The sequence below is a fragment of the Oceanicella actignis genome (genome assembly GCF_900111545.1).
Taxonomy (GTDB): Bacteria; Pseudomonadota; Alphaproteobacteria; order Rhodobacterales; family Rhodobacteraceae; genus Oceanicella; species Oceanicella actignis.
This window is the reverse complement of record NZ_FOHL01000007.1, coordinates 120,922-143,062: the sequence shown is the minus strand read 5'-3', so window position 1 is coordinate 143,062 and position 22,141 is coordinate 120,922. Positions and strand designations below refer to the sequence as shown.

Below are 22,141 nucleotides of genomic sequence, written 5' to 3'. Positions count from 1 at the left end.
GACGCGCTGATGAGCCCCGTATTTCTCAACACCCTTGAAGTGATCCTGAACGGCCTGATGGCCGGGGTCATGTATTCGCTCGTCGCCCTGGGCTTCGTGCTCATCTACAAGGCGTCAGGCATCTTCAACTACGCGCAGGGCGTGATGGCGCTGTTCGCGGCGCTGACGCTGGTCGGGCTGCAGACCGGGCAGGTGCCCTTCTCGCACCTCATCAACGCCATCTTCGGGACCGAGGTGCATCATTTCGGCTGGGAGCTGCCGGCCCTGGCCGCCATCGTGCTGACGCTGGGCGTGATGGTGATCTTCGCCATCCTGGTCGAGCGGCTGGTGCTGCGGCACCTCGTCGGGCAGGAGCCGATCATCCTCTTCATGGCCACCATCGGCCTGGCCTACTTCATGGAAGGCTTCGGCGACCTGATGTGGGGCTCGGACATCAAGAAGCTGGACGTGGGGCTGCCCTCGGGCGGGTCGTTCTGGCTCGAGGACGTCACCCGCGGCTGGGCGGCCGAGGGCGCCGACTATTACGGCATGTATATCGACCTGCTGGACGTGTGGGCGGCGATCGTGGCCACCATCCTGGTCGTGTCGCTGACGCTGTTCTCGCAATACACCAAGACCGGCCGCGCGCTGCGCGCGGTGGCCGACGACCACCAGGCGGCGCTGTCGGTGGGCATCGACCTGCGCACGATCTGGGTCATCACCTGGGCCATCGCGGGCTTCGTGGCGCTGGTGGCGGGCGTGATGTGGGGCGCCAAGTCGGGCGTGCAGTTCTCGCTGTCGCTGATCGCGCTCAAGGCGCTGCCGGTGCTGATGCTGGGCGGCTTCACCTCGATCCCCGGCGCCATCGTCGGCGGGCTGATCATCGGCGTGGGCGAGAAGCTGTTCGAATACGCGATCGGTCCCATGCTGGGCGGCGCGACCGAGAACTGGTTCGCCTACGTGCTTGCGCTGCTGTTCCTCGTCTTCCGGCCGCAGGGCCTGTTCGGCGAAAAGATCATCGAGAGGGTCTGAGACCATGTTTTACCGCGAGGCCGGCGACTTCAAGACGAACTACGCCGACGACAGCCAGACCTTTCCCATCGCCTTCGACCGCAAGGCCTACTACGCGGCCATGTTCGTGGCCTTCTGCGTGATCCCGCTGGTCATCAACAGCTACTGGGAGAAATCGGTGCTCGTGCCGTTCCTGGTGTGGAGCATCGCGGCGCTGGGCCTGAACATCCTGACCGGCTATTGCGGCCAGGTCAGCCTGGGCACGGGCGGCTTCATGGCCGTGGGCGCGTTCGCCGCCTACAAGCTGATGACAGCCTTCCCCGAGCTCAACATCTTCTTCGTCGTGTTCCTGTCGGGCGGGATCACCGCACTGGTGGGCATCGCCTTCGGCCTGCCCTCGCTGCGCATCAAGGGGTTCTACCTGGCGGTGGCGACGCTGGCGGCGCAGTTCTTCCTGGTCTGGCTCTTCAACAAGGTGCCGTGGTTCTACAACTACTCGGCCTCGGGGCAGATCACCGCGCCCGAGCGCACGGTCTTCGGCGTCATCGTGACGGGGCCGAACGCGCCCAGCTGGGCCACCTACCTGTTCTGCCTGACGATCCTGTTCCTGCTGGCCTGGGGCGCGCGCAACCTGACGCGCGGGCGCGTCGGCCGCAGCTGGATGGCCATCCGCGACATGGACATCGCCGCCGAGATCATCGGCGTCGATCCGCTCAAGGCCAAGCTCAGCGCCTTCGGCGTGTCGTCCTTCTACATCGGCGTCGCGGGCGCGCTGTTTTTCGCGTCCTATCTGGGCGCGGCCGAGGTGACCGAGGCCTTCGGCATCAACCAGTCCTTCCTCGTGCTGTTCATGATCATCATCGGCGGCCTCGGCTCGATCTTCGGCAGCTTCGCCGGCGCGGCCTTCATGGTGCTGATGCCCGTGGCGCTGAAGAACCTGCTGGTCGGGGGGCTTGGCTGGCCGACCGACATCGCCGCCCATCTCGAACTGACCATCGTGGGCGCGCTGATCATCTTCTTCCTCATCGTCGAGCCGCACGGTCTGGCCCAGCTCTGGCGCCTGACGAAGGAGAAGCTGCGCCTGTGGCCCTTCCCCTACTGAGGGGGCGGGCCCGCACGGGCGCCAACCATCCGACCCCGGATTCGCCGGGGCGTTTCAACCGTCGAAATCCCAAGGGAGGCAACGACATGAAATTCACCAAAGTCACCGCGCTGGCGGCGGCGGCCATCCTCAGCGCCGCGCCCGCCATGGCGGATCTGGTGTTCCCCTCGCTCAGCTACCGCACGGGGCCCTACGCCGCCAACGGCATCCCCTTCGCCGACGGCTACGCCGACTACTTCACGCTGCTCAACGAACGCGACGGCGGCATCGGCGGCGTGAAGGTCAAGGTCGTCGAGTGCGAGACCGGCTACAACACCCAGAAGGGCGTCGAGTGCTACGAGGCCACCAAGGGCGAAGGCGCGCTGCTCTACCAGCCGCTGTCCACGGGCATCACCTACCAGCTGATCCCCAAGGCGACCTCGGACGGCATCCCGCTGCACACCATGGGCTATGGCCGCACCTCGGCCGCCAACGGCAAGGTCTTCCCCTGGGTGTTCAACTACCCGGGCACCTACTGGGACGCGGCGTCGATCATCATCCGGCACCTGCTTGACGAGAACGGCGGCAGCCTCAAGGGCAAGAAGATCGCGCTGCTCTACCACAACTCGGCCTATGGCAAGGAGCCGATCCGCACCCTCGAGGAGCTGTCCAAGAAGCACGGCTTCGAGCTGATGCTGCTGCCGGTCGATCACCCCGGTCAGGAGCAGAAGTCGCAGTGGCTGCAGATCCGCCGCGCGCGCCCCGACAACGTCATCATGTGGGGCTGGGGCGTGATGAACCAGGTCGCCATCCAGGAGGCCGTGAACATCCGCTATCCGATGGATCACTTCATCGGCGTCTGGTGGTCGGGCTCGGAGAACGACGTGAAGCCCGCCGGCGAGGGCGCCGACGGCTACAAGGCCGTCAACTTCCACAATGTCGGCGCGAACTACCCGATCTTCGATGACCTGAAGAAATACGTCATCGACGCGGGCAAGGCCGCGGGCGCGGGCGATCAGGTCGGCACGGTGCTTTACAACCGCGGCCTCTACGCGGCCATGCTGGCGGCCGAGGCCGCGCGCACCGCGCAGAAGATCCACGGCGTGAAGCAGATCACGGCGGCCATGATGCGCGACGGCATGGAGGCGCTGCAGGTCGATCAGGCCCGCATGGCCGAGCTGGGCCTGCCGAATTTCGGCCCCGAGATCCACGTCACCTGCGCCAACCATGGCGGCCCGGGCCTGGGCGCCATCCAGCAGTGGGACGCGAAGGCCGGCCAGTGGAAGCTGATCACCGACTTCATGCCCGCCGATCGCGAGGTGGTGGACCGCCTGATCGAGGAAGACTCGATGGCCTACGCCAAGGAAGCGGGCATCACGCCGCGCGACTGCAAGTGATCCGCGGCGCGCCCGGCCGGTCCGGGCGCGCGACGCCAACAACGTGCCGAGCGCCCCGGCGCTCGGCGCATCAAGGTCGAGACAGGCTTCGCGGCGCGCAGGAACGCGACGCGGCAAGGGAGGGCGCTTCATGACCCAGGCGAGCGCGCAGCGCGGAGAAACGCTGCTCGAGGTGAACAACATCGAGGTCATCTACAACCACGTGATCCTCGTGCTGAAGGGCGTCAGCCTGAGCGTGCCCAAGGGCGGCATCACCGCGCTTCTGGGCGGCAACGGCGCGGGCAAGACGACGACGCTCAAGGCGATCTCGAACCTGCTGCAGTCCGAGCGCGGCGAGGTCACCAAGGGCTCGATCACCTATCGCGGCCAGAAGATCCAGGACCGCAGCCCCTCGGATCTGGTGCGCACCGGCGTCATCCAGGTGATGGAGGGCCGCCACTGCTTCGAGCACCTGACCATCGAGGAAAACCTGCTGACCGGCGCCTACACGCGGCGCGACGGCGCGGCGGCCATCCGCCAGGACCTCGAAATGGTCTACAGCTATTTCCCCCGCCTCAAGGAGCGCCGGCGCAGCCAGGCGGGCTACACCTCGGGCGGCGAGCAGCAGATGTGCGCCATCGGCCGGGCGCTGATGTCGCGCCCCGAGACCATTCTGCTGGACGAGCCGAGCATGGGCCTGGCGCCGCAGCTGGTCGAGGAGATCTTCGAGATCGTGCGCGATCTGAACGAGAAAGAGGGCGTTTCCTTCCTTTTGGCCGAGCAGAACACCAACGTCGCCTTGCGCTACGCGCATTATGGCTACATCCTCGAGAACGGGCGCGTCGTCATGGACGGCGCGGCCGCGGAACTGCGCGAGAACCAGGACGTGAAGGAATTCTATCTTGGCATGTCGGAGCAGGGCCGCAAGAGTTTCCGCGACGTGCGCTCGTATCGTCGCCGCAAGCGTTGGCTGAACTGAAAAGGCTCGCCGCCGTCGCCGGCCGCCGGGCTCGAGGGAGAGATCGAACACCATGTATCGTGCGCTTACCGTGTCACTGGCCCTTGCGTTGGGCTGCGTCTCCGCCGCGCGGGCGGACATCGTGCTGGCCGATCTGTCCTACCGGACCGGTCCCTATGCGAACAACGGCATCCCCAGCTCGGACGGCTTCAACGACTACATCACCCTTCTGAACGAGCGCGACGGCGGCATCGAGGGCGAGAAGATCCGCGTCGTGCCCTGCGAGTTCGGCTACAACACCCAGCAGGGCGTCGAGTGCTACGACAAGATGAAGGCGGCCGGCGCGCTTTCGATCCAGCCGCTCTCGACGGGCGTCACCTACGGCATCATTCCCAAGTCCATGGCCGACGGCATTCCCGTCCTGACCATGGGCTACGGGCGCACCTCGGCGGCGGATGGCGAGGTGTTCTCGACCATCTTCAACCCGCCCGCCAACTACTGGCAGGCCGCCGACGCCCAGATCCGCTTCATCAAGGAGCAGGAGGGCTCGCTGCGCGGCAAGAAGATCGCGCTGGTCTACCACAACTCGCCCTACGGCAAGGAGCCGATCCCCACGCTCGAGGCCCTGGCCAGGCGCGAAGGCTTCGAGCTGCAGTTCTATCCCATCGACCACCCCGGCGCCGAGCAGGCCGCCGACTGGGACAAGCTCAAGGCCGCCGCGCCCGACTGGGTCCTGCTGTGGGGCTGGGGCGTGATGAACCCGACCGCGCTGCGCGAGGCGCGCCGCGTCAAGTTCCCCATCGACCACATCATCGGCGTGTGGTGGTCGGCCAACGAGACCGACGTCAAGTCGATCGGCCGGCGCGCGAACGGCTACAAGGCGGTGAACTTCCACGCCGTGGGCACCGAGTTCCGCATCTACAACGACATGAACGAATACGTCTACTTCGCCGGCAAGGCGCGCGGCGAGGCGGACAATCTGGGCACGGTCCTCTACAACCGAGGCATCCTGACGGCCATCCTGGTCACCGAGGCCGCGCGCACGGCCATGAAGATCCACGGCACCACCAAGCTGACGCCGCAGATGATGCGCGACGGCTTCGAGAACCTGAGCATCACCGAAGAGCGCATGGCCGAGATCGGCATGGAGGGCTTCGTGCCGCCCTTCTCCCTCAGCTGCGCCAATCACGGCGGCTCGGGCCGCGTGACGGTCAACGAGTGGGACGCGCGCCTGCGCGGCTGGCGCCAGATCGCCGATTATTACGAGCCCGACATGTCGATCATCGGTCCCATGATCAAGGCCGACGCCGACAAGTTCGCCAAGGAGAACGGCATAAAACGCCGCAAATGCCGCTGAGGCGGGGCCCCTGGGCGCCGCCGTCCGGCGCGGCCGGGCGGCGCGCCGCTTCGGGCGCGTCGCGGCGGCGGGCGGCCTCGCCACAGGAAACGACCCCGGAGAACGCCTGATGTCAGAATATTACGACGCGCTCGAAACCCGCTCGGCCGACGAGCGGGCGGCCGACATCGCCCGCGCCCTGCCGCGCCAGATCGCCAACGCCAAGGCGAACGCGCCGGCCATGGCCGCGCTCCTGGCCGATGTGGACCCGGACGCCATCGACAGCGTCGAGAAGCTGGCCGCCCTGCCGGTGCTGCGCAAGTCCGAGCTCGTCGCCCGGCAGAAGGAGGCGCCCCCCTTCGGCGGCTTCGCCGCCCGCCCCGCGACCGCCATGCGCCATGTCTTCCAGTCGCCCGGGCCGATCTACGAGCCCGGCCACGACGCGCGCGACTGGTGGCGCATGGGCCGCTTCCTGCACGCCGCGGGCATCGGTCCGGGCGACATCGTGCAGAACTGCTTCTCGTATCACCTCGTCCCGGCCGGCATGATCTTCGAGAACGGCGCCGCGGCGGTGGGCGCCACGGTGCTGCCCGCCGGCGTCGGCCAGACCGAGCTGCAGGCGCGCGCCGCGGCCGATGTCGGCGTCACCGCCTATGCCGGCACCCCCGATTTCCTCAAGATCATCCTCGAGAAGGCCGACGCGCTGGGCCTGGACCTGAGCCGCCTGACCAAGGCGGTCGTCGGCGGCGGCGCGCTGTTCCCCTCGCTGCGGCAGGAATACGCCGATCGCGGCATCTTGTGCCTGCAATCCTACGCCACGGCCGATCTGGGCAACATCGCCTATGAGAGCCGCGCCATGGAGGGCATGATCGTGGACGAGGGCGTGATCGTCGAGATCGTGCGCCCCGGCACCGGCGATCCGGTTCCCGAGGGCGAGGTGGGCGAGGTGGTCGTGACCACGCTCAACCCCGATTACCCCCTCATCCGCTTCGCCACCGGCGATCTGTCGGCGGTCCTGCCCGGGCAAAGCCCCTGCGGGCGCACGAACATGCGCATCAAGGGCTGGATGGGCCGCGCCGACCAGACGACCAAGATCAAGGGCATGTTCGTGCGCCCCGAGCAGGTCGCCGAGCTGGTCGCCCGCCACCCCGAGATCATCCGCGCCCGCGTCGTCGCCACGCGCGAGAACGAGCGCGACGTGATGACCGTGCGCATCGAGACCGAGCGCCGCACCGACGATTTCGCCGCGCAGCTGGCGCGCTCGGTGAACGAGACGCTCAAGCTCTCGGGCGCGGTCGAGCTGGTCGCCCCCGGAACCCTGCCCAATGACGGCAAGGTGATCGAGGACGCGCGCAGCTACGACTGAGCGGCATTCGCGCTTGACCGCGGCGGCCCGGCGCCCTGCCATGGGCGTCGGGCTTGTTCGCGCGAGGGGGCGGGAATGCACGAGGTCGAGAAGGTCTTCACCAGCCATTGGGGCGCCTTTCGCCTGCGCGCCAGGGGCGGGCGCCTGACGCAGGCGCTTCCCCTCGCCGCCGATCCCGACCCGTCGGACATCGCGCGGGCGGTCCCGGCGGCGGTGCATCACCGCAGCCGCGTGGCGCGCCCCTCGGTGCGGCGCTCGTGGCTCGAGGGGCGGCCGGGCGCGCGGGCGGGGCGCCTGCGCGGGCGCGAGGGCTTCGTCGAGCTGCCATGGGACGAGGCGCTGGACCTTGCCGCGCAGGAGATCGACCGCGTGCGCCGCGACCATGGCCCCGAGGCGATCTATGGCGGCTCCTATGGCTGGGGCAGCGCGGGGCGCTTTCACCACGCGCAAAGCCAGGTGCATCGCTTTCTGAGCTGCATCGGCGGCTATGTGTCCAGCTTCGCCAGCTATTCGACCGGCGCGGCGCAGGCGATCATCCCGCATGTGCTGGGCATGGAGTTCCTGCGCCTGACCTGGGAGGAGCAGAACGCCTGGCCCATGATCGCCGAGAACACCCGCACCATGGTCATGTTCGGCGGCGTCAACCGCAAGAACGCGCAGGTCAGCATGGGCGGGGTGACGCGGCACGAGGTGGGCGGCTGGCTCGAGCGCCTGTCGCGCACGGGGGCGCGGCTGGTCAATGTCGGCCCCCAGCGCGCCGACGCGCCCGAATTTTGCGAGTGGCTGCCCCTTGCGCCGGGAACGGATGTGGCGCTGATGCTGGCGCTGGCCTGGACGCTGGAGGATGAGGGGTTGACCGACCGCGCGTTCCTGGCGCGCTGCGCGACGGGCTACGAGCGGCTGCGCGATTATCTGACCGGCGCCGCCGACGGCCAGCCCAAGACGCCCGAATGGGCCGCGCCGATCTGCGGCGTCGCGCCCGAGCGCATCCGCGCACTGGCGCGGCGCATGGCCTCGACGCGCACGCTCATCACCGTGGCGTGGTCGCTGCAGCGCGCGCGCCATGGCGAACAGCCCTACTGGATGGCCGTCGCCCTGGCGGCGATGCTGGGGCAGATCGGCCTGCCCGGCGGCGGGGTGGGCTTCGGCTACGGCGCGATCGGCGGCGTGGGCGCGGCGATCAGGCGGCTTGGGGGCATGACGCTGCCGCAGCCGCCGAACCCGGTGCGCGACTTCATTCCCGTGGCGCGCATCGCCGACATGCTGCTCGACCCGGGCGGCCGATTCGAGTTCAACGGCCGCGTCATGCGCTATCCCGACATCCGTCTGGTCTATTGGTGCGGCGGCAACCCGTTCCACCACCATCAGGACCTGGGGCGCCTCTCGCGCGCGTGGACGCGCCCCGAGACCATCATCGTTCACGAGCCCTGGTGGACGGCGACCGCGCGCCGCGCCGACATCGTCTTTCCCGCGACCACGCCCTACGAGCGCGAGGACATCGGCCGCGCCGGCGCCGATCCGTTCCTGTTCCACATGCCCGCCATGATCCCGCCCGTGGCCGAGGCGCGCAACGACTACGACATCTTCGCCGCGCTGGCCGCGCGGCTGGGCGAAGCCGAGCGCTTCACCGAGGGGCGCGACGCGGCGGGCTGGATCGCGCATCTTTACGAGCGCTTCCGCCAGCAGGCGGCGGCCGAGGGCGTCGAGGTTCCCACCCTGGACGAGCTGCGTGCGCGCGGCTGGGTCGAGCTGCCCATCGCCGGCGCCGAGCATGCGCGCGTTCCCTTCGCCCGCTTCCGCGCCGACCCCGAGGCCGCGCCCCTGGGCACGCCCTCGGGGCGGATCGAGCTGTTCTCCGAGCGCATCGCCGCCTTCGGCTATGACGACTGCCCCGGCCACCCGGCCTGGCTGGCCCCCGACGACGATCTGCCGGCCGAACGCTACCGCCTGAAGCTGCTGTCGCCGCAGCCGGCGGACAAGCTGCACAGCCAGCTGGAATGCGCGCTGGCAGACGCGCCGGGCGCGCGCCCCCAGACGGTGCGCCTGCACCCGTCCGAGCTGCATGCGCGCGGCTTGCGCGACGGGGCGCTGGCGCGGGTGTTCAACGATCGCGGCGCGACGCTGGCGCGGGTGCGCGCCGATCCGGGCGTGGTTCCGGGCGTGGCCGTGCTGCCGACGGGGGCCTGGTTCGACCCGGGCCCGGACGGAACCGACCGACAGGGCAACCCGAACGCGCTGACCCGCGACCTCGGCACCTCGCGGCTGGGGCAGGGCAGCAGCGCGCATACCGCCCGCGTCGAGATCGCCCCGCTCGAGACGGCGGCGGGCGGCTAGGGGCGCTCAGCCCTCGCGCGCGGCGCGGGCCCAGGCGCGGATCAGCGCGCGCTCTTCGGGTTCCATGAAGCTGACGTTGGCGGGGGGCATGGCGCGGGTCAGCCCGGCCTGAAGCTCGATCATCCGGCCCCAGCGGGCGATCTGCTCGGGCGTCTCAAGCACGACGCCGCGCGGGGCGACGGGGATCCCCTCCCAACCCGGCTCGGCGGCGTGGCACATGGAGCAGCGCGCGCTCACCACCTCGACCGCCTGCGCGAAGCCCTCGGCCTCGGCCCAGCGGCGGGCCTCGGACGACAGGGCGGCGTCCTCGGCCGCGGCGCGCTCGTCGCCGGGGCCCAGCGTCGAAAGCCAGACCGCCGCCGCGAACAGCGCCGCCGTCGCGCCCCATGTCCACCACGGCCTGCGCCCGGTCGCGTGCATGGTGTTGAAGAAGTGCCGGATGGTGACGCCCATCAGGAACACCAGCGCCGCGATGGCCCAGTTCCACTCGGCCGCGAAGGCCAGCGGATAGTGGTTGGACAGCATCATGAACACGACCGGCAGCGTCAGGTAGTTGTTGTGCGTCGAGCGCTGCTTGGCGATGCGCCCGTATTCGGGATCGGGCGCGCGCCCGGCGCGCAGATCGGCCACCACGATCTTCTGGTTCGGGATGATGACCAGAAAGACGTTGGCCGACATGATCGTCGCCGTCAGCGCGCCCAGATGCAGGAACGCCGCGCGGCCCGAGAACACCTGCGCATAGCCCCACGCCGCCGCGACCAGAACGACGTAGAGCGCCAGCATCAGCCCCACGTCCCGCGACCCGAGGCGCGAGCGGCACAGCCCGTCATAGATCAGCCAGCCCGCCGCCAGCGAGCCCGCCGACAGCGCGATCGCGCCCCAGCGCGGCAGGTCGGCGCGCTCGGGGTCGATCAGGAACAGGTCCGCGCTTCCGTAATAGACCAGCGACAGCAGCGCGAAGCCCGACAGCCAGGTGGCGTAGCTTTCCCACTTGAACCAGGTCAGGTGCTGGGGCAGCGCGGGGGGCGCGACCATGTATTTGCGGATGTGGTAGAAGCCGCCGCCATGGACCTGCCATTCCTCGCCCTTGACGCCCTCGGGCATGTCGGGCGCCCGGCGCAGGCCCAGGTCCAGCGCGATGAAGTAGAATGACGAGCCGATCCACGCGATCGCCGTCACCACATGCAGCCAGCGCAGGGCGAACTCGGCCCAATGGATCAGCAGCGCGGCGTCGGGCATGGCGTCCTCCTGTTCGGGCGGCGGCCGGGCGTGCGAATCCCCGGCTTTACGCGCCGCATGAATCGGATAACGTTTTCCGGCCGGTCAAAAAAGAGACATGGAGATCCCAGCGTGACGCAAACGCCTCCGCGATACCCGCGCGACATGCGCGGCCACGGCCCCACGCCCCCCGATCCGCGCTGGCCGGGCGAGGCGCGAATCGCCGTGCAGGTGGTGCTGAACTACGAAGAGGGCGGCGAGAACTGCATCCTTCACGGCGACCCGGCTTCCGAGGCGTTCCTGTCCGAGATCGTCGGCGCCCAGCCCTGGCCGGGCATGCGGCACTGGAACATGGAATCGATCTACGAATACGGCGCGCGCGCGGGCTTCTGGCGGCTGCACCGGCTGCTGACCGGGCTGGGCGTGCCCGTCACCGTCTACGGCGTCGCCACGGCCCTGGCCCGCGGCCCCGAGCAGGTCGCCGCCATGCTCGAGGCGGGGTGGGAGATCGCCAGCCACGGCCTGAAATGGATCGAGCACAAGGACATGCCCATCGAGGAGGAACGCGCCCAGATGCGCGAGGCCATCCGCCTGCACGCCGAGGTCACCGGCGCGCGGCCGCTGGGCTGGTATACGGGGCGATGCTCGGTGAACACCGTCGATCTGGCGACCGAGGAGGGCGGATTCCTTTACGTCGCCGACAGCTATGCCGACGATCTGCCCTACTGGCGCCGCCATGCCGGGCGCGACCAGCTGATCGTGCCCTACACGCTCGACGCCAACGACATGCGCTTCGCCACGCCCCAGGGCTTCAACGCCGGCGACCAGTTCGAGGCGTATCTGCGCGATGCCTTCGACGCGCTCTACGCCGAGGGGCTGGCCGGCGCGCCGAAAATGATGTCGGTCGGCCTGCATTGCCGCCTGGTCGGGCGGCCCGGCCGCATCATGGCGCTGCGGCGGTTTCTGGAATACGCGCTGGGGCATGACGGCGTCTGGTTCGCCCGGCGCGAGGACATCGCCCGCCACTGGGCCGCGACGCATCCGCCGCGCCTGACCGAGCGTCCCTCGCAGATGTCGCGCGAGGAATTCGTGGCGCGTTTCGGCGGCGTGTTCGAGCACTCGCCCTGGGTGGCCGAGCGCGCCTGGGCGCTCGAGCTGGGGCCGGCGCATGACTGCGCGGTCGGGGTCTGGAACGCGCTGTGCCGCGCCTTCCGCGCCGCCTCGCCCGAAGAGCGCCTGGCCGTGCTGCGCGCCCATCCCGATCTGGCGGGCAAGCTGGCGCGGGCGCGGCGGCTGACGGCGCACAGCGCGGCCGAGCAGGCCTCGGCCGGGCTCGACGCGCTGACCGACGCCGAGCGCGCGCGCTTCGAGGCGCTCAACGCCGCCTATGCCGAGCGGCACGGCTTTCCCTTCATCATCGCCGTGCGCGAGCATGACAAGCCCGCCATCCTGGCCGCCTTCGAGCGCCGCCTGGCCAACTCGGCCGAAGAGGAATTCGCCGAGGCCTGCCGCCAGGTCGAGCGCATCGCCCTTCACCGCCTGCGCGACATGTTCGACGAGGAGCGCCCATGACCTCCTACGGACGCCCCCCGGGCGGGTTGCCGCCGCAAACGGCGCTGATGACCGGCCGCGCCGTCTTCACCGAGGCCTACGCCGTGATCCCGGGCGGCGTGCTGAGCGACATCGTCGCCAGCCCGCTGCCGTTCTGGGAGGGAACGCGGTCCTGGACGCTGGCGCGCCCCATGACCGGCTTCGCCGAGACCTTCGCCCAGCTTCTGCTCGAGCTGGCGCCCGGCGGCGGCTCGGACCGCCCCGAGCCGGACCCGGCGGCCGAGGCCGCGCTGTTCGTCCTGGACGGCGAGGCGGCGCTGACCATCGAGGGCCGCGCCAGCCGGCTCGAGCCCGGCGGCTTCGCCTACATCCCCCCGGGCGCCGCCTGGAGCCTGCGCAACCCCGCCGGCGCCCCCGCGCGGCTGCAATGGATCCGCAAGGCCTACGCCCGCCTGCCCGGCCTGCCCGCGCCCGATCCCATCATCGTCAACGAGCGCGAGCTGACCCCGGCGCCCATGTCCGGCAGCGACGGGCGCTGGGCGACGACGCGCTTCATGGATCCCGAGGATCTGCGCCACGACATGCATGTGACCATCGTCACCTTCGAGCCCGGCGGGCTGATCCCGTTCGAAGAGACGCATGTGATGGAGCACGGGCTTTACGTGCTCGAGGGCAAGGGGGTCTACAAGCTCAACCGCGACTGGGTCGAGGTCGAGGCGGGCGATTTCATGTGGCTGCGCGCCTTCTGCCCGCAGGCGTGCTATGCGGGCGGGCCGGGGCGGTTCCGCTACCTGCTCTACAAGGACATGAACCGCCTGCCCGCCCTGCGTCCGGGCGCCCGGCCATGAGCGGCCCGCACGAGGCGGGCGCGCGCATCGCGGCGCGGCCGCTCGAGGCGCGCGCCTTCGCCCCCTTCGGCGAGGTGATCGAGGCCGCCGGCCCGCCCGACCGCATCATCAATGGCGGGCTTTGCGGGCGCTGGCACGATCTGGCGCGGCTCGATTTCGGCCCGGGCGGGCGCGCCGGCGTCAGCGTGTTCCGCGCCGAGCCGCGCGCCCTGCCGCTGAAGCTGGATCTGCTCGAGCGTCACCCGCTGGGCAGTCAGGCCTGCATCCCCATGACGGCGCATCCCTTCCTGGTCGTCGTCGCCCCGGACGAGGGCGGCGCCCCCGGCCGCCCGCAGGCCTTCGTGACCGCGCCGGGGCAGGGGGTGAACTACCGGCGCGGGGTGTGGCATGCGGTGCTGACGCCGCTGCACCCGCCGGGGCTGTTCGCCGTCATCGACCGCATCGCCGGCGCGGATGACGCCAATCTCGAGGAATTCCGCCCCCGCACGCCGTGGATCATCCTGCCTCCCGGCGGGTCCGACTGACGCGACCGGCCCGGCGGCGGCGGGGCGTCCGCGCGCGCTCGGCAGGGCCGACCGCGCCGCAGCGCCGGCGGGGCGTCCGGGCGCAGCTCGGCGGGGGCGCCGCATCGGCGCACCGGCTTGGGGGCGCGGCGGAGGGCCGGCAGCCGGCGCGGGGCGTCAGGGGCGTTGCAGGCGGGCGCGGTCGGCTTGCGCGATCGGGGCGGGCCGCCGGGCGTTTCGCCGGGTGCGGCGGGGCGCTTGGGCCGCCTGCTGGCGCGGCGCCGGGCCGAAGGCGGCGCTGGGCGGCCGCGCCGGCCGCCGGCGCGGGGCGTCGGGGCCGGCGCGAGCGGGCGGGGTCGGCTTGCGCGGTCGGGGCGGGCCGCCGGGCGTCGCGCGTGGTGCGGCGGGGCGCCTTGGCCGCCTGCCGCCTTGGCGCCGCCAAGGCGGCGCGGGTCAGAGCAGGTCGCGCAGCATCGCCGCCAGCGGCACGTCGGCCGCCGGCATGGGCAGATCGCGCAGCGCCTCGGGGCGCACCCAGCGCATGGCCTGCCCCTCGCGCGCGGCGGGGGTTCCGCGCCACTTGCGGCAGACGAAGAGCGGCATGAGAAGGTGAAACGAGTCGTAGGCGTGGCTGGCGAAGGTCAGCGGCGCAAGGCAGCTTCCCCAGGTCTCGATGCCCAGCTCCTCGCGCAGCTCGCGGATCAGGGCGGCCTCGGGCGTTTCGCCGGGCTCGAGCTTGCCGCCGGGAAACTCCCACAGCCCGGCCATGGGCTTGCCCTCGGGCCGGCGGGTCATCAGCACCCGCCCGTCCGGGTCGACCAGCGCGCAGGCGACCACCAGCACCAGCCGCGCGGCTTGGGGGCGGCCCGCGGCGGTCTGCGCGTCGCTCGCCCCCTTGTCGGCCCCTGCGGCCATGTCCGCGTCCGTCGCGCTCACGAGCGGTAATCCGCGTTGATCTCGATGTAGCGCTTGGTCAGATCGCAGGTCCAGATCCGCCCGCGCCCGCGCCCCACGCCCAGATCCACCGAGATCTCGAGCTCGGCGCGCTTCATGTAGGCGGCGCCGTCCTCTTCGCGGTAGCCCGGGGCGACCTGGCCGTCCTGCGCCACGAGGATGTCGCCGAAGCGGATTGACAGCTTGTCGCGGTCGGCTTCCTCGCCGGCCTTGCCGACGGCGGCGACGATGCGGCCCCAGTTCGGGTCCTCGCCGGCCAGCGCCGTCTTGACCAGGGGCGAGTCGGCGATGGCCCGCGCCACGCGCCGCGCCGCCTTGGCCGAGCGCGCGCCCGTCACCTCGACGCGGACGAACTTGGTGGCGCCTTCGCCGTCCTTGACGATCTGGTGCGCCAGGTCCTGCATCACCTCGGCCAGGGCGCGGGCGAAGGCGCGCGCATGGGTGCCGCGCGGCTGGTCGATGCGCGGCGCGGCGGCGTGGCCGGTGGCGGCGACCAGCACCGTGTCCGAGGTCGAGGTGTCGCTGTCGACCGTGATGGCGTTGAAGCTGTCGTCCAGCGCGGCGGCGGTCATCTGCTGCAGGGCCTGCGGATCGACCGCGGCGTCGGTGACGACGAAGCCCAGCATGGTCGCCATGTTCGGCGCGATCATGCCCGAGCCCTTGGCGATGCCCACGATCGTGACCGGCGCGCCGCCGATGCGCACGATGCGCGCGGCGCCCTTGGGGAAGGTGTCCGTGGTCATGATGGCGCGGGCGGCGTCCTCGATGCGCTCGGGCGCAAGCCCCTGCGCCAGCGCCTCCATCGCGTCGCAGACGCGCCGGGCGGGCAGGGGCTCGCCGATGACGCCGGTCGAGGCCAGCCACACCCCGCCCAAGGGCGCGCCCGTCGCCTCGGCGGCGGCGGCGGCCACCTGGCGCACGGCCTCGTCGCCCGCGCGGCCGGTGAAGGCGTTGGCGTTGCCCGAATTGACCACGATGACCTGCCGGCCCCTGGGCGGCCCCTTGCGCAGGGCCTCGTCGCGGCGCGCCTCGCACCACAGAACGGGGGCCGAGCGGGTGGCCGAGCGCGTGAAGACGCCGGCGACGGCGCTGCCCGGCGCCAGCTCGATCATCATCACGTCAAGCCGTCCGGCATAGCGCACCCCGGCCGCGACGGCCGAGAAGCGCGCGCCTTCGACCGGCGGCAGGGCGGGGAAGGCGGCCGGGGCGAAGGGCGAGAGGGCGGCCTTCTTCTTCGCGCCGCCGGTCTCGGCCTGCGCGCCGGCGCCCAGCGCGGCCTCGAGGCGGGCCAGCCGGCCGTCCAGCGCCTCTAGCCGGGCGGCGATCGCCGCCAGCCCCTGTTCCTCGGCGGCCTTGCGGCGCGCCTTCTTTCCCGTCTTGTCCTTGGCCATGTCGAACCCCTCGGCTGCCCCCGGCGGGGGGCGGATGCGGCGCCGCGGGACCGGCGGAGCGGCCCCGCGGCATCAAGCAATGCGCCCTTGCGCGCGCGGGCGCAAGAGCGCGCGGCGCCCGTCAGCGCGGGATCAGCACGTCGTCGCGCCGGATCGCCGCGGGGGCGGGGGCGGGCTCGGGACGCTCGACCGTCACGCCCTCGCGCACGGCGTCGACCGCGGCGCGGGCGGCTTCGGATTCAAGCTCGGCGGCCAGCTCCTCGCGCATCTCCTCGAATGTGGGGGCGGGCTTCTCGCGCCGCTCCTCGAGCTTGATGACGTGCCAGCCGAACTGGGTCTGCACGGGCTCCGAGATCTCGCCCGGCTCGAGGGCGAAGGCGGCCTCGGCGAACTCGGGCACCATCATGTCCTTCTCGAACCAGCCCAGATCGCCGCCGCGCGGACCCGAGGGGCCGGTCGAGCGGGTCTTGGCCAGCTCGGCGAAGTCGGCGCCGTCGAGCAGCTCCTTGCGCACGGCCTCGGCCTCTTCCTTCGTCTTGACGAGGATGTGGCGCGCGCGCACCTCCTCGACCGGCTTGCGCTCGGCCATCTTCTTCTCGTAGGCGGCGCGCAGCGCGTCTTCGGTCACGGCCTTCTCGATCTCGCGGCGCAGCTGGGCCTCGGCCAGGAAGTTGCGCGCATCGGCGCGCGCGCGCAGCTTCGCCAGGCGCGACTGGTCCAGGCCCGCCTCGCGCGCCTTGTCGGCCAGCAGGGTCTGGGTCACGATCTGCTCGACCAGCGCTTCGTAAAGCTGCTCGTCCGGCAGGGCCTGATACTGGGGCGGCAGATTGGCGCGCATCAGGATGACGTCGCCCAGGGTGATCTCGTGCCCGTTGACGCGCGCCACCACCGCATCGGGATCGACGGGGGCGTTCTGCGCATCGGCGGCGCCGGCGGCCGCATCGGCGGCGGGCGCCTGCGCGGGCTGGTCGGCCAGGGCGGGGGCCGTCGCCAGCATCAGCGCGGCGATGCCGCCCGAGATGGCGCGGCGCGTGGGAATGATCGGCATGCGGACTCCTTGTCACGGACGGTTGCGCCGGCGACGCTGCGGCCGCGGGCGCGTTGACACTTGCGCCCCCGCCGCTTACATCAGCCTTGCCCGAAGGACCGGGCCTTCGCGCAGGGGCCGCCTTGATCTAAGCCGTCCCGGCCGGCGCCGCAAGCGCCCGCGCGGAGGGCGCGGTTCCGGGCGCTCGGCAGCCATGCTTGCGGTCGCGGCCCCGGGCGGGCGCGCGGGCGCCCGGACGGGCGCGGTTCCGGGCGCCGGGGCCGAATGGAACATGGCCGGGCCCGGGCGGGCCGGCCGCACACAGGGATACGCCGCGAAATGCTGGGTTTGGGCGCCGCCGCCAGGAAGATCTTCGGAACCGCCAACGACCGCAAGGTCAAGTCCATGATGAAGACGGTCCAGCGCATCAACGCGCTGGAGCCCGAGATCGAGGCGCTTTCCGACGAGGCCTTGCGCGGCAAGACCGACGAGTTCAAGGCCCGCCTCGCCAAGGGCGAGACGCTGGACGGCCTGCTGCCCGAGGCCTTCGCCGTGGTCCGCGAGGCGGCCCGCCGCGCGCTGGGCCTGCGGCCCTTCGACGTGCAGCTGATCGGCGGCATCGTCCTGCACCAGGGCAAGATCGCCGAGATGAAGACCGGCGAGGGCAAGACCCTGGTCGCCACCCTTCCGGCCTATCTGAACGCGCTGACGGGCAAGGGCGTGCACGTCGTCACCGTGAACGACTATCTGGCCCGCCGCGACGCCGAGTGGATGGGCAAGGTCTACGGCTTTCTGGGCCTGACGACCGGCGTCATCGTGCCCGGGCTGGACGACGCCCAGCGCAAGGCGGCCTATGCCTGCGACGTGACCTACGCCACGAACAACGAGCTGGGCTTCGACTACCTGCGCGACAACATGAAATACCGGATCGAGGACATGGTCCAGCGCGGGCACGCCTACGCCATCGTGGACGAGGTCGACTCGATCCTGATCGACGAGGCGCGCACGCCGCTCATCATCTCGGGTCCGGCCGAGGACAGCGCCGCGCTCTACCAGGCGGTGGACAAGATCATCCCCGAGCTGAGCGAAGAGCATTACGAGCTGGACGAGAAGTCGCGCCAGGTCTCCATGACCGACGAGGGCAACGAGTTCGTCGAGCAGCGCCTGCGCGCCGCCGGCCTGCTGCCCGAGGACGCGTCGCTTTACGATCCCGAAAGCATCACCCTGCTGCACCACGTCAACCAGGCGCTGCGGGCGCACAAGCTGTTCAAGCGCGACGTGCACTACATCGTCAAGGACGGGCAGGTGATCATCATCGACGAGTTCACCGGCCGCATGATGCCCGGCCGCCGCTACGGCGACGGCCAGCACCAGGCGCTCGAGGCCAAGGAGGGCGTGCCCGTCCAGCCCGAGAACGTCACCCTCGCCTCGGTGACGTTCCAGAACTATTTCCGCCTCTATGACAAGCTGGCGGGCATGACCGGCACCGCCATGACCGAGGCCGACGAGTTCGCCGAGATCTACGGCCTCGAGGTCATCGAGATTCCCACCAACAAGCCCGTCGCGCGCATCGACGACGACGACCTGGTGTTCCGCACCGGCAAGGAGAAATACCGCGCCATCGTCGAGGCCATCGCCGACGGCGTGCGCCGCGGCCAGCCGATGCTGGTCGGCACCACCTCGATCGAGAAGTCCGAGCAGCTGTCGCAGATGCTGTCCGACCCGGCCTTCCTGGCCGAAACCGCGCGCTTCTTGCGCGCGCAGGCCGAGAAGCTGACCAAGAAGAAGGATGCCGAGCGGCGCGAGTATCTCGAACAGACGGCCGAGTTCCTGGAAGCCCGGGCCAGGCAGGGCAAGGGCATTCCGCATCAGGTCCTCAACGCCCGCCATCACGAGCGCGAGGCGCATATCGTGGCCCAGGCCGGCGCGCCGGGCGCGGTGACCATCGCCACGAACATGGCCGGCCGCGGCACCGACATCAAGCTGGGCGGCAACGAAGAGTTCCGCATCGCCGACGAGATCGCCATGCGCGGCCTGACCGACCCGGACGAGATCGCCGCGCTCGAGGCGCAGATCAAGGCCGAGATCGCCGAGGCCCGCGCGAAGGCGCTCGAGGCGGGCGGGCTGTGGGTTCTGTCCACCGAGCGGCACGAGAGCCGGCGCATCGACAACCAGCTGCGCGGCCGCTCGGGCCGCCAGGGCGATCCGGGCCGCTCGACCTTCTACCTGTCGCTCGAGGACGACCTGATGCGCATCTTCGGGTCCGAGCGCATGGACAAGATGCTGCGCACCCTGGGCATGGAGGAAGGCGAGGCCATCATCCATCCCTGGGTCAACAAGGCCATCGAGAAGGCGCAGGCGAAGGTCGAGGCGCGCAACTTCGACATCCGAAAGAACCTGCTCAAGTTCGACGACGTGATGAACGATCAGCGCAAGGTGATCTTCGCCCAGCGGCGCGAGATCATGGAGGCGGACGACCTGTCCGACGTGGTGCGCGACATGCGCCGCGAGCTGATCGACGAGCTGGTGGCCGAGCACATCCCCCCGCGCGCCTATGCCGACCAGTGGCGCGTCGAAGAGCTGTATGGCGAGCTGGTGCGCTATTTCGGCCGCCCCGACATCCCGGTCATCGAGTGGGCCAAGGAAGAGGGCGTCGACGACCAGGTCATCCGCGAGCGGCTCTACAAGCTGACCGACGAGTTCATGGCCCGCAAGGCGGCCGAGTTCGGCCCCGAGGTGATGCGCCAGATCGAGAAGTCGCTGCTGCTCCAGACCATCGACCACCGCTGGCGCGAGCACCTGGTCATGCTCGAGCATCTGCGCTCGGTCATCGGCTTCCGCGGCTACGCGCAGCGCGACCCGCTGAACGAGTACAAGTCCGAGGCCTTCGCCCTGTTCGAAAGCCTGCTCGCCCGTCTGCGCCGCGACGTGACGGGACAGCTCTCCTACGTTCAGGTCATGCGGCAGGACGAGATGGCCGAGCGCATGCGCCAGGAAGAGGAGGCGCGCCTGGCGCAGGCGCAGCTGAGCGCGGGCGGCGAGGCCGCCGCCGCGCCGGGCGCAGACGCCGCGCCCCAGCCCGCCGAGGCGCCCGCCCGCCCGGCCCGGCCCGAGCGCGCCGTCGCCGACGTGGCCGAGATCGACCCGCGCGATCCCGCCACATGGGGCAAGATCGGCCGCAACGAGCCCTGCCCCTGCGGTTCGGGGCGCAAGTTCAAGCACTGCCACGGCAAGCTGGTCTGACGACGCGGCAAGCGTCCCGAGGGCCGGGGGCGCCGTCCGGGGCCGCCGTCCGCCGCGCGCGGGCGGCGCCCCTTCGGCTTTCCTGGGGGCGTGCGCCTGCCGGGGCGCCGGCGGGGGCGCTGGCCCGCCGGGCCGCTTTGCGCCGACCGGCCGAGGATCTGGATGCCTCCGGCGCGGCCCCGTCCGGGCGCGAAGCTTCGGGCGCGAAGCCCCGCCCCGGCGCCGGCCGGGCCGGGTCACGTTCGCGCGCCGCGCGGGTTCAGGGCGCCAGGCCCTCGGCCGCGGGGCGGTAGCCCGGGACCATCTCGATGCGGCGCGCGACGCTTTCGTGCAGCTCCTCGCCATTGGCGCCGCCGAAACGCCGCGGCCGACGCAGCAGGAACAGCTTGCCGATGCCGGCATTCGTTCCGACCATGGGCGCGGCGGGGTCGGTGGGAAAGACCTCGCGCCAGCCTTCGGGCAGCAGCAGGCCGCAGGCTTCGGCGCGCTCCAGCATCCACACCAGCGGAATGTTCGCCAGCGGCCGCGCCGCGGGGCGGCTTTCGACCTGTCCGCCCACATCGGCATGGGCGCCGGCGAACCAGACCTGCTCGAGCCGCCCGCGCCAGCCGGGCGCGCGCTCCCACATCACGGGCGCGAAGGCGGTGCGGGTCTCGTCCAGCGCCAGCGCGTGGAAGCCGTTGCGGATGTGCCGCCCCAGGCGGTGGTCGTGGAACTCGGTGGCCATGGGGTGGATGCGCGACAGGATCGGGTAGGGCAGGCCCAGCGCCGCCACCGTGTCCCACACGCACACCGCCTCGATGCGCACGTCGCGCCGGCAGAAACGATCGGAAAAGCTGCGCGCGGCCGAGTCCGAGCGCGCGCCCATGTAATGCTCGAAGGCCAGGCGCACGCGCCGCTCGATGGCGTGCCGTCGGCGCAAAAGGCCGATGCGGTCGATCATTCCGGCCAGCGAACGCACCGCATAGGCGCCGCGGCTGTAGCCGAACAGGTAGATCCGGTCGCCCGGCCGCCAGCGGCTGGCCAGCGTGGCGTAGCCCTGCAGGATCGCGTCGTTCACCCCCTCGCCGGTGGCCGCGCGCACCCATCCCTCCAGCCCGCGGCCGTAAACGCCCCGGTGATACGCGACCAGCTGCCGCGCCAGCGGTCCCTCGCGCATGAGCAGCTTGTAGGTCAGTCCGGCGTTCGTTTCGCATCCCGGCTCGAGCGACGAGAAGGTGCCGTCCACGATGAAGACATGGTTCCGGCCTGTCGCGTTTTGCGAAAGATGCGATGTGGTTTGCAAAATGCGAAAACTCCGGCATTGGCGGCCCGGGACGTTCCGGCGGTTCGCCCCGGCGCGCGGGCGAAAACCGGCCCGGCGCCCCCACTCTTGCGACGTTTCGGGGGCGCGGGGCAAGAACGGATCGCCCTGCGACCGATTGGCGCGGTTCTTGCATGTTTTTCCCTGCGCTCCGTTCACCGCGAATTTGAACGAGCGTTTGGGGGCCTTTCACCGATTCTGGGGAGAATCGCTGGACGAGCAGGCAAATCGGGGGGAAACGCCATGCGCGATGTGATGTTTGTGCGATTCGACGATGAGGGGGCCGCGGCCCGCGTCAAGGCATGGGCGGGCGCGGGGTTGCGCAGGGCGGGGCTGACGGCCCGTCGCGCCCGCGCGGCGGCCGACCGGCTGGCCGATGCGGCGCGCGAGGCGATCGGGGCGATCCGGGGCCGAGAGGCCGGCGCCGACGCCGAGGTGATGCTGGTGCTGCGCGACGACGACGGCGAGCTGGCGTTCGAGATGGTGGCCGACGGCGACCGCCCGGTGGCCACCCTGCAGGACGGGGCGGGGCCGTGGGAGGCGATCGAGCGGCGCGTCGCCGGCGACGGCGTCACCTGCCTGAGGATGCGCCCTGCGGACTGACCTTGGCGCCCCGCGGCGCGCGCGCCCGAGCGCCTTTGGGGGGCGCCGCGCAGCGCGCC

General features: G+C 71.1%; 17 protein-coding genes. 12 read left to right on the top strand and 5 right to left on the bottom strand.

Annotation, left to right across the window (positions count from 1 at the left end; all coding sequences use genetic code 11):
* Positions 1 to 9: 9 nt before the first annotated feature.
* The 7 genes from BMW67_RS11855 (at position 10) to BMW67_RS11825 (ending at position 9,441) form a co-directional block, all read left to right on the top strand.
* Positions 10 to 1,011, top strand: a complete 1,002-nt coding sequence (locus BMW67_RS11855) for a branched-chain amino acid ABC transporter permease (protein WP_072747753.1) — start codon at positions 10 to 12, stop codon at positions 1,009 to 1,011.
* A 4-nt stretch (positions 1,012 to 1,015) separates the two neighbouring features.
* The gene (locus BMW67_RS11850; RefSeq protein ID WP_072747752.1) at positions 1,016 to 2,092 is read left to right on the top strand and encodes a branched-chain amino acid ABC transporter permease; all 1,077 of its coding nucleotides are present in this window, start codon (positions 1,016 to 1,018) and stop codon (positions 2,090 to 2,092) included.
* 86 nt (positions 2,093 to 2,178) lie between these two features.
* Positions 2,179 to 3,468, top strand: a complete 1,290-nt coding sequence (locus tag BMW67_RS11845; RefSeq protein WP_072747751.1) for an ABC transporter substrate-binding protein — start codon at positions 2,179 to 2,181, stop codon at positions 3,466 to 3,468.
* A 130-nt stretch (positions 3,469 to 3,598) separates the two neighbouring features.
* Positions 3,599 to 4,426 (top strand): ABC transporter ATP-binding protein, encoded by an 828-nt coding sequence (locus BMW67_RS11840; RefSeq protein ID WP_072747750.1) that lies wholly within the window; start codon positions 3,599 to 3,601, stop codon positions 4,424 to 4,426.
* A 52-nt stretch (positions 4,427 to 4,478) separates the two neighbouring features.
* Positions 4,479 to 5,762, top strand: a complete 1,284-nt coding sequence (locus BMW67_RS11835; protein WP_072747749.1) for an ABC transporter substrate-binding protein — start codon at positions 4,479 to 4,481, stop codon at positions 5,760 to 5,762.
* A gap of 109 nt (positions 5,763 to 5,871) precedes the next feature.
* A complete protein-coding gene (locus tag BMW67_RS11830) occupies positions 5,872 to 7,107 on the top strand; it encodes a phenylacetate--CoA ligase family protein (RefSeq protein ID WP_072747748.1) in 1,236 nt (411 codons plus the stop codon).
* A 75-nt stretch (positions 7,108 to 7,182) separates the two neighbouring features.
* Positions 7,183 to 9,441, top strand: a complete 2,259-nt coding sequence (locus BMW67_RS11825; protein WP_072747747.1) for a molybdopterin-dependent oxidoreductase — start codon at positions 7,183 to 7,185, stop codon at positions 9,439 to 9,441.
* A gap of 6 nt (positions 9,442 to 9,447) precedes the next feature.
* On the opposite strand, the gene BMW67_RS11820 is transcribed toward BMW67_RS11825, so the two are convergent.
* Complete coding sequence (locus BMW67_RS11820) at positions 9,448 to 10,680, bottom strand: urate hydroxylase PuuD (protein ID WP_072747746.1); 1,233 nt, start codon at positions 10,678 to 10,680, stop codon at positions 9,448 to 9,450.
* A 144-nt stretch (positions 10,681 to 10,824) separates the two neighbouring features.
* Between BMW67_RS11820 and puuE the strand changes: the two genes are divergently transcribed.
* The 3 genes from puuE to BMW67_RS11805 are packed head-to-tail and all read left to right on the top strand — an operon-like array spanning position 10,825 to position 13,582.
* On the top strand, positions 10,825 to 12,231 hold the full coding sequence (puuE, locus tag BMW67_RS11815) for an allantoinase PuuE (protein WP_072747819.1): 1,407 nt from the start codon (positions 10,825 to 10,827) through the stop codon (positions 12,229 to 12,231).
* Positions 12,228 to 13,058 carry a bifunctional allantoicase/(S)-ureidoglycine aminohydrolase gene (locus BMW67_RS11810; RefSeq protein WP_072747745.1) on the top strand — a complete coding sequence of 277 codons (831 nt, stop codon included), beginning with the start codon at positions 12,228 to 12,230 and terminating at the stop codon, positions 13,056 to 13,058. The genes puuE and BMW67_RS11810 overlap by 4 nt, the downstream gene beginning before the upstream one ends.
* A complete protein-coding gene (locus BMW67_RS11805; protein ID WP_072747744.1) occupies positions 13,055 to 13,582 on the top strand; it encodes an ureidoglycolate lyase in 528 nt (175 codons plus the stop codon). Before BMW67_RS11810 ends, BMW67_RS11805 begins: the two co-directional genes overlap by 4 nt.
* A gap of 432 nt (positions 13,583 to 14,014) precedes the next feature.
* Here BMW67_RS11805 and BMW67_RS11800 read toward each other — a convergent pair whose 3' ends face one another.
* The 3 genes from BMW67_RS11800 to BMW67_RS11790 form a co-directional block, all read right to left on the bottom strand.
* Positions 14,015 to 14,497: a (deoxy)nucleoside triphosphate pyrophosphohydrolase gene (locus BMW67_RS11800; RefSeq protein ID WP_256598388.1), complete on the bottom strand. Its 483-nt coding sequence runs from the start codon at positions 14,495 to 14,497 to the stop codon at positions 14,015 to 14,017.
* Positions 14,494 to 15,906: a bifunctional glutamate N-acetyltransferase/amino-acid acetyltransferase ArgJ gene (gene argJ, locus BMW67_RS11795; RefSeq protein ID WP_083581412.1), complete on the bottom strand. Its 1,413-nt coding sequence runs from the start codon at positions 15,904 to 15,906 to the stop codon at positions 14,494 to 14,496. Before argJ ends, BMW67_RS11800 begins: the two co-directional genes overlap by 4 nt.
* A gap of 121 nt (positions 15,907 to 16,027) precedes the next feature.
* The gene (locus BMW67_RS11790; RefSeq protein WP_245728519.1) at positions 16,028 to 16,954 is read right to left on the bottom strand and encodes a peptidylprolyl isomerase; all 927 of its coding nucleotides are present in this window, start codon (positions 16,952 to 16,954) and stop codon (positions 16,028 to 16,030) included.
* 318 nt (positions 16,955 to 17,272) lie between these two features.
* Between BMW67_RS11790 and secA the strand changes: the two genes are divergently transcribed.
* The gene (secA, locus tag BMW67_RS11785; RefSeq protein WP_072747743.1) at positions 17,273 to 20,176 is read left to right on the top strand and encodes a preprotein translocase subunit SecA; all 2,904 of its coding nucleotides are present in this window, start codon (positions 17,273 to 17,275) and stop codon (positions 20,174 to 20,176) included.
* Positions 20,177 to 20,435: 259 nt separating this feature from the next.
* On the opposite strand, the gene BMW67_RS11780 is transcribed toward secA, so the two are convergent.
* Positions 20,436 to 21,461: a DUF2235 domain-containing protein gene (locus BMW67_RS11780; RefSeq protein ID WP_370426849.1), complete on the bottom strand. Its 1,026-nt coding sequence runs from the start codon at positions 21,459 to 21,461 to the stop codon at positions 20,436 to 20,438.
* Between the two features lie 261 nt (positions 21,462 to 21,722).
* Between BMW67_RS11780 and BMW67_RS11775 the strand changes: the two genes are divergently transcribed.
* Positions 21,723 to 22,082 (top strand): hypothetical protein, encoded by a 360-nt coding sequence (locus tag BMW67_RS11775; RefSeq protein ID WP_072747742.1) that lies wholly within the window; start codon positions 21,723 to 21,725, stop codon positions 22,080 to 22,082.
* Positions 22,083 to 22,141: the final 59 nt, after the last annotated feature.

Bases quoted from the DNA above. Each gene is read 5' to 3' on its own strand.
- BMW67_RS11820 (WP_072747746.1), bottom strand. From the start codon at position 10,680: ATGCCCGACGCCGCGCTGCTGATCCATTGGGCCGAGTTCGCCCTGCGC.
- BMW67_RS11835 (WP_072747749.1), top strand. From the start codon at position 4,479: ATGTATCGTGCGCTTACCGTGTCACTGGCCCTTGCGTTGGGCTGCGTC.
- BMW67_RS11855 (WP_072747753.1), top strand. From the start codon at position 10: ATGAGCCCCGTATTTCTCAACACCCTTGAAGTGATCCTGAACGGCCTG.
- BMW67_RS11825 (WP_072747747.1), top strand. From the start codon at position 7,183: ATGCACGAGGTCGAGAAGGTCTTCACCAGCCATTGGGGCGCCTTTCGC.
- BMW67_RS11810 (WP_072747745.1), top strand. From the start codon at position 12,228: ATGACCTCCTACGGACGCCCCCCGGGCGGGTTGCCGCCGCAAACGGCG.
- BMW67_RS11790 (WP_245728519.1), bottom strand. From the start codon at position 16,954: ATGCCGATCATTCCCACGCGCCGCGCCATCTCGGGCGGCATCGCCGCG.
- secA (WP_072747743.1), top strand. From the start codon at position 17,273: ATGCTGGGTTTGGGCGCCGCCGCCAGGAAGATCTTCGGAACCGCCAAC.
- BMW67_RS11840 (WP_072747750.1), top strand. From the start codon at position 3,599: ATGACCCAGGCGAGCGCGCAGCGCGGAGAAACGCTGCTCGAGGTGAAC.
- BMW67_RS11805 (WP_072747744.1), top strand. From the start codon at position 13,055: ATGAGCGGCCCGCACGAGGCGGGCGCGCGCATCGCGGCGCGGCCGCTC.
- argJ (WP_083581412.1), bottom strand. From the start codon at position 15,906: ATGGCCAAGGACAAGACGGGAAAGAAGGCGCGCCGCAAGGCCGCCGAG.
- BMW67_RS11850 (WP_072747752.1), top strand. From the start codon at position 1,016: ATGTTTTACCGCGAGGCCGGCGACTTCAAGACGAACTACGCCGACGAC.
- BMW67_RS11830 (WP_072747748.1), top strand. From the start codon at position 5,872: ATGTCAGAATATTACGACGCGCTCGAAACCCGCTCGGCCGACGAGCGG.
- BMW67_RS11775 (WP_072747742.1), top strand. From the start codon at position 21,723: ATGCGCGATGTGATGTTTGTGCGATTCGACGATGAGGGGGCCGCGGCC.
- BMW67_RS11845 (WP_072747751.1), top strand. From the start codon at position 2,179: ATGAAATTCACCAAAGTCACCGCGCTGGCGGCGGCGGCCATCCTCAGC.
- puuE (WP_072747819.1), top strand. From the start codon at position 10,825: ATGCGCGGCCACGGCCCCACGCCCCCCGATCCGCGCTGGCCGGGCGAG.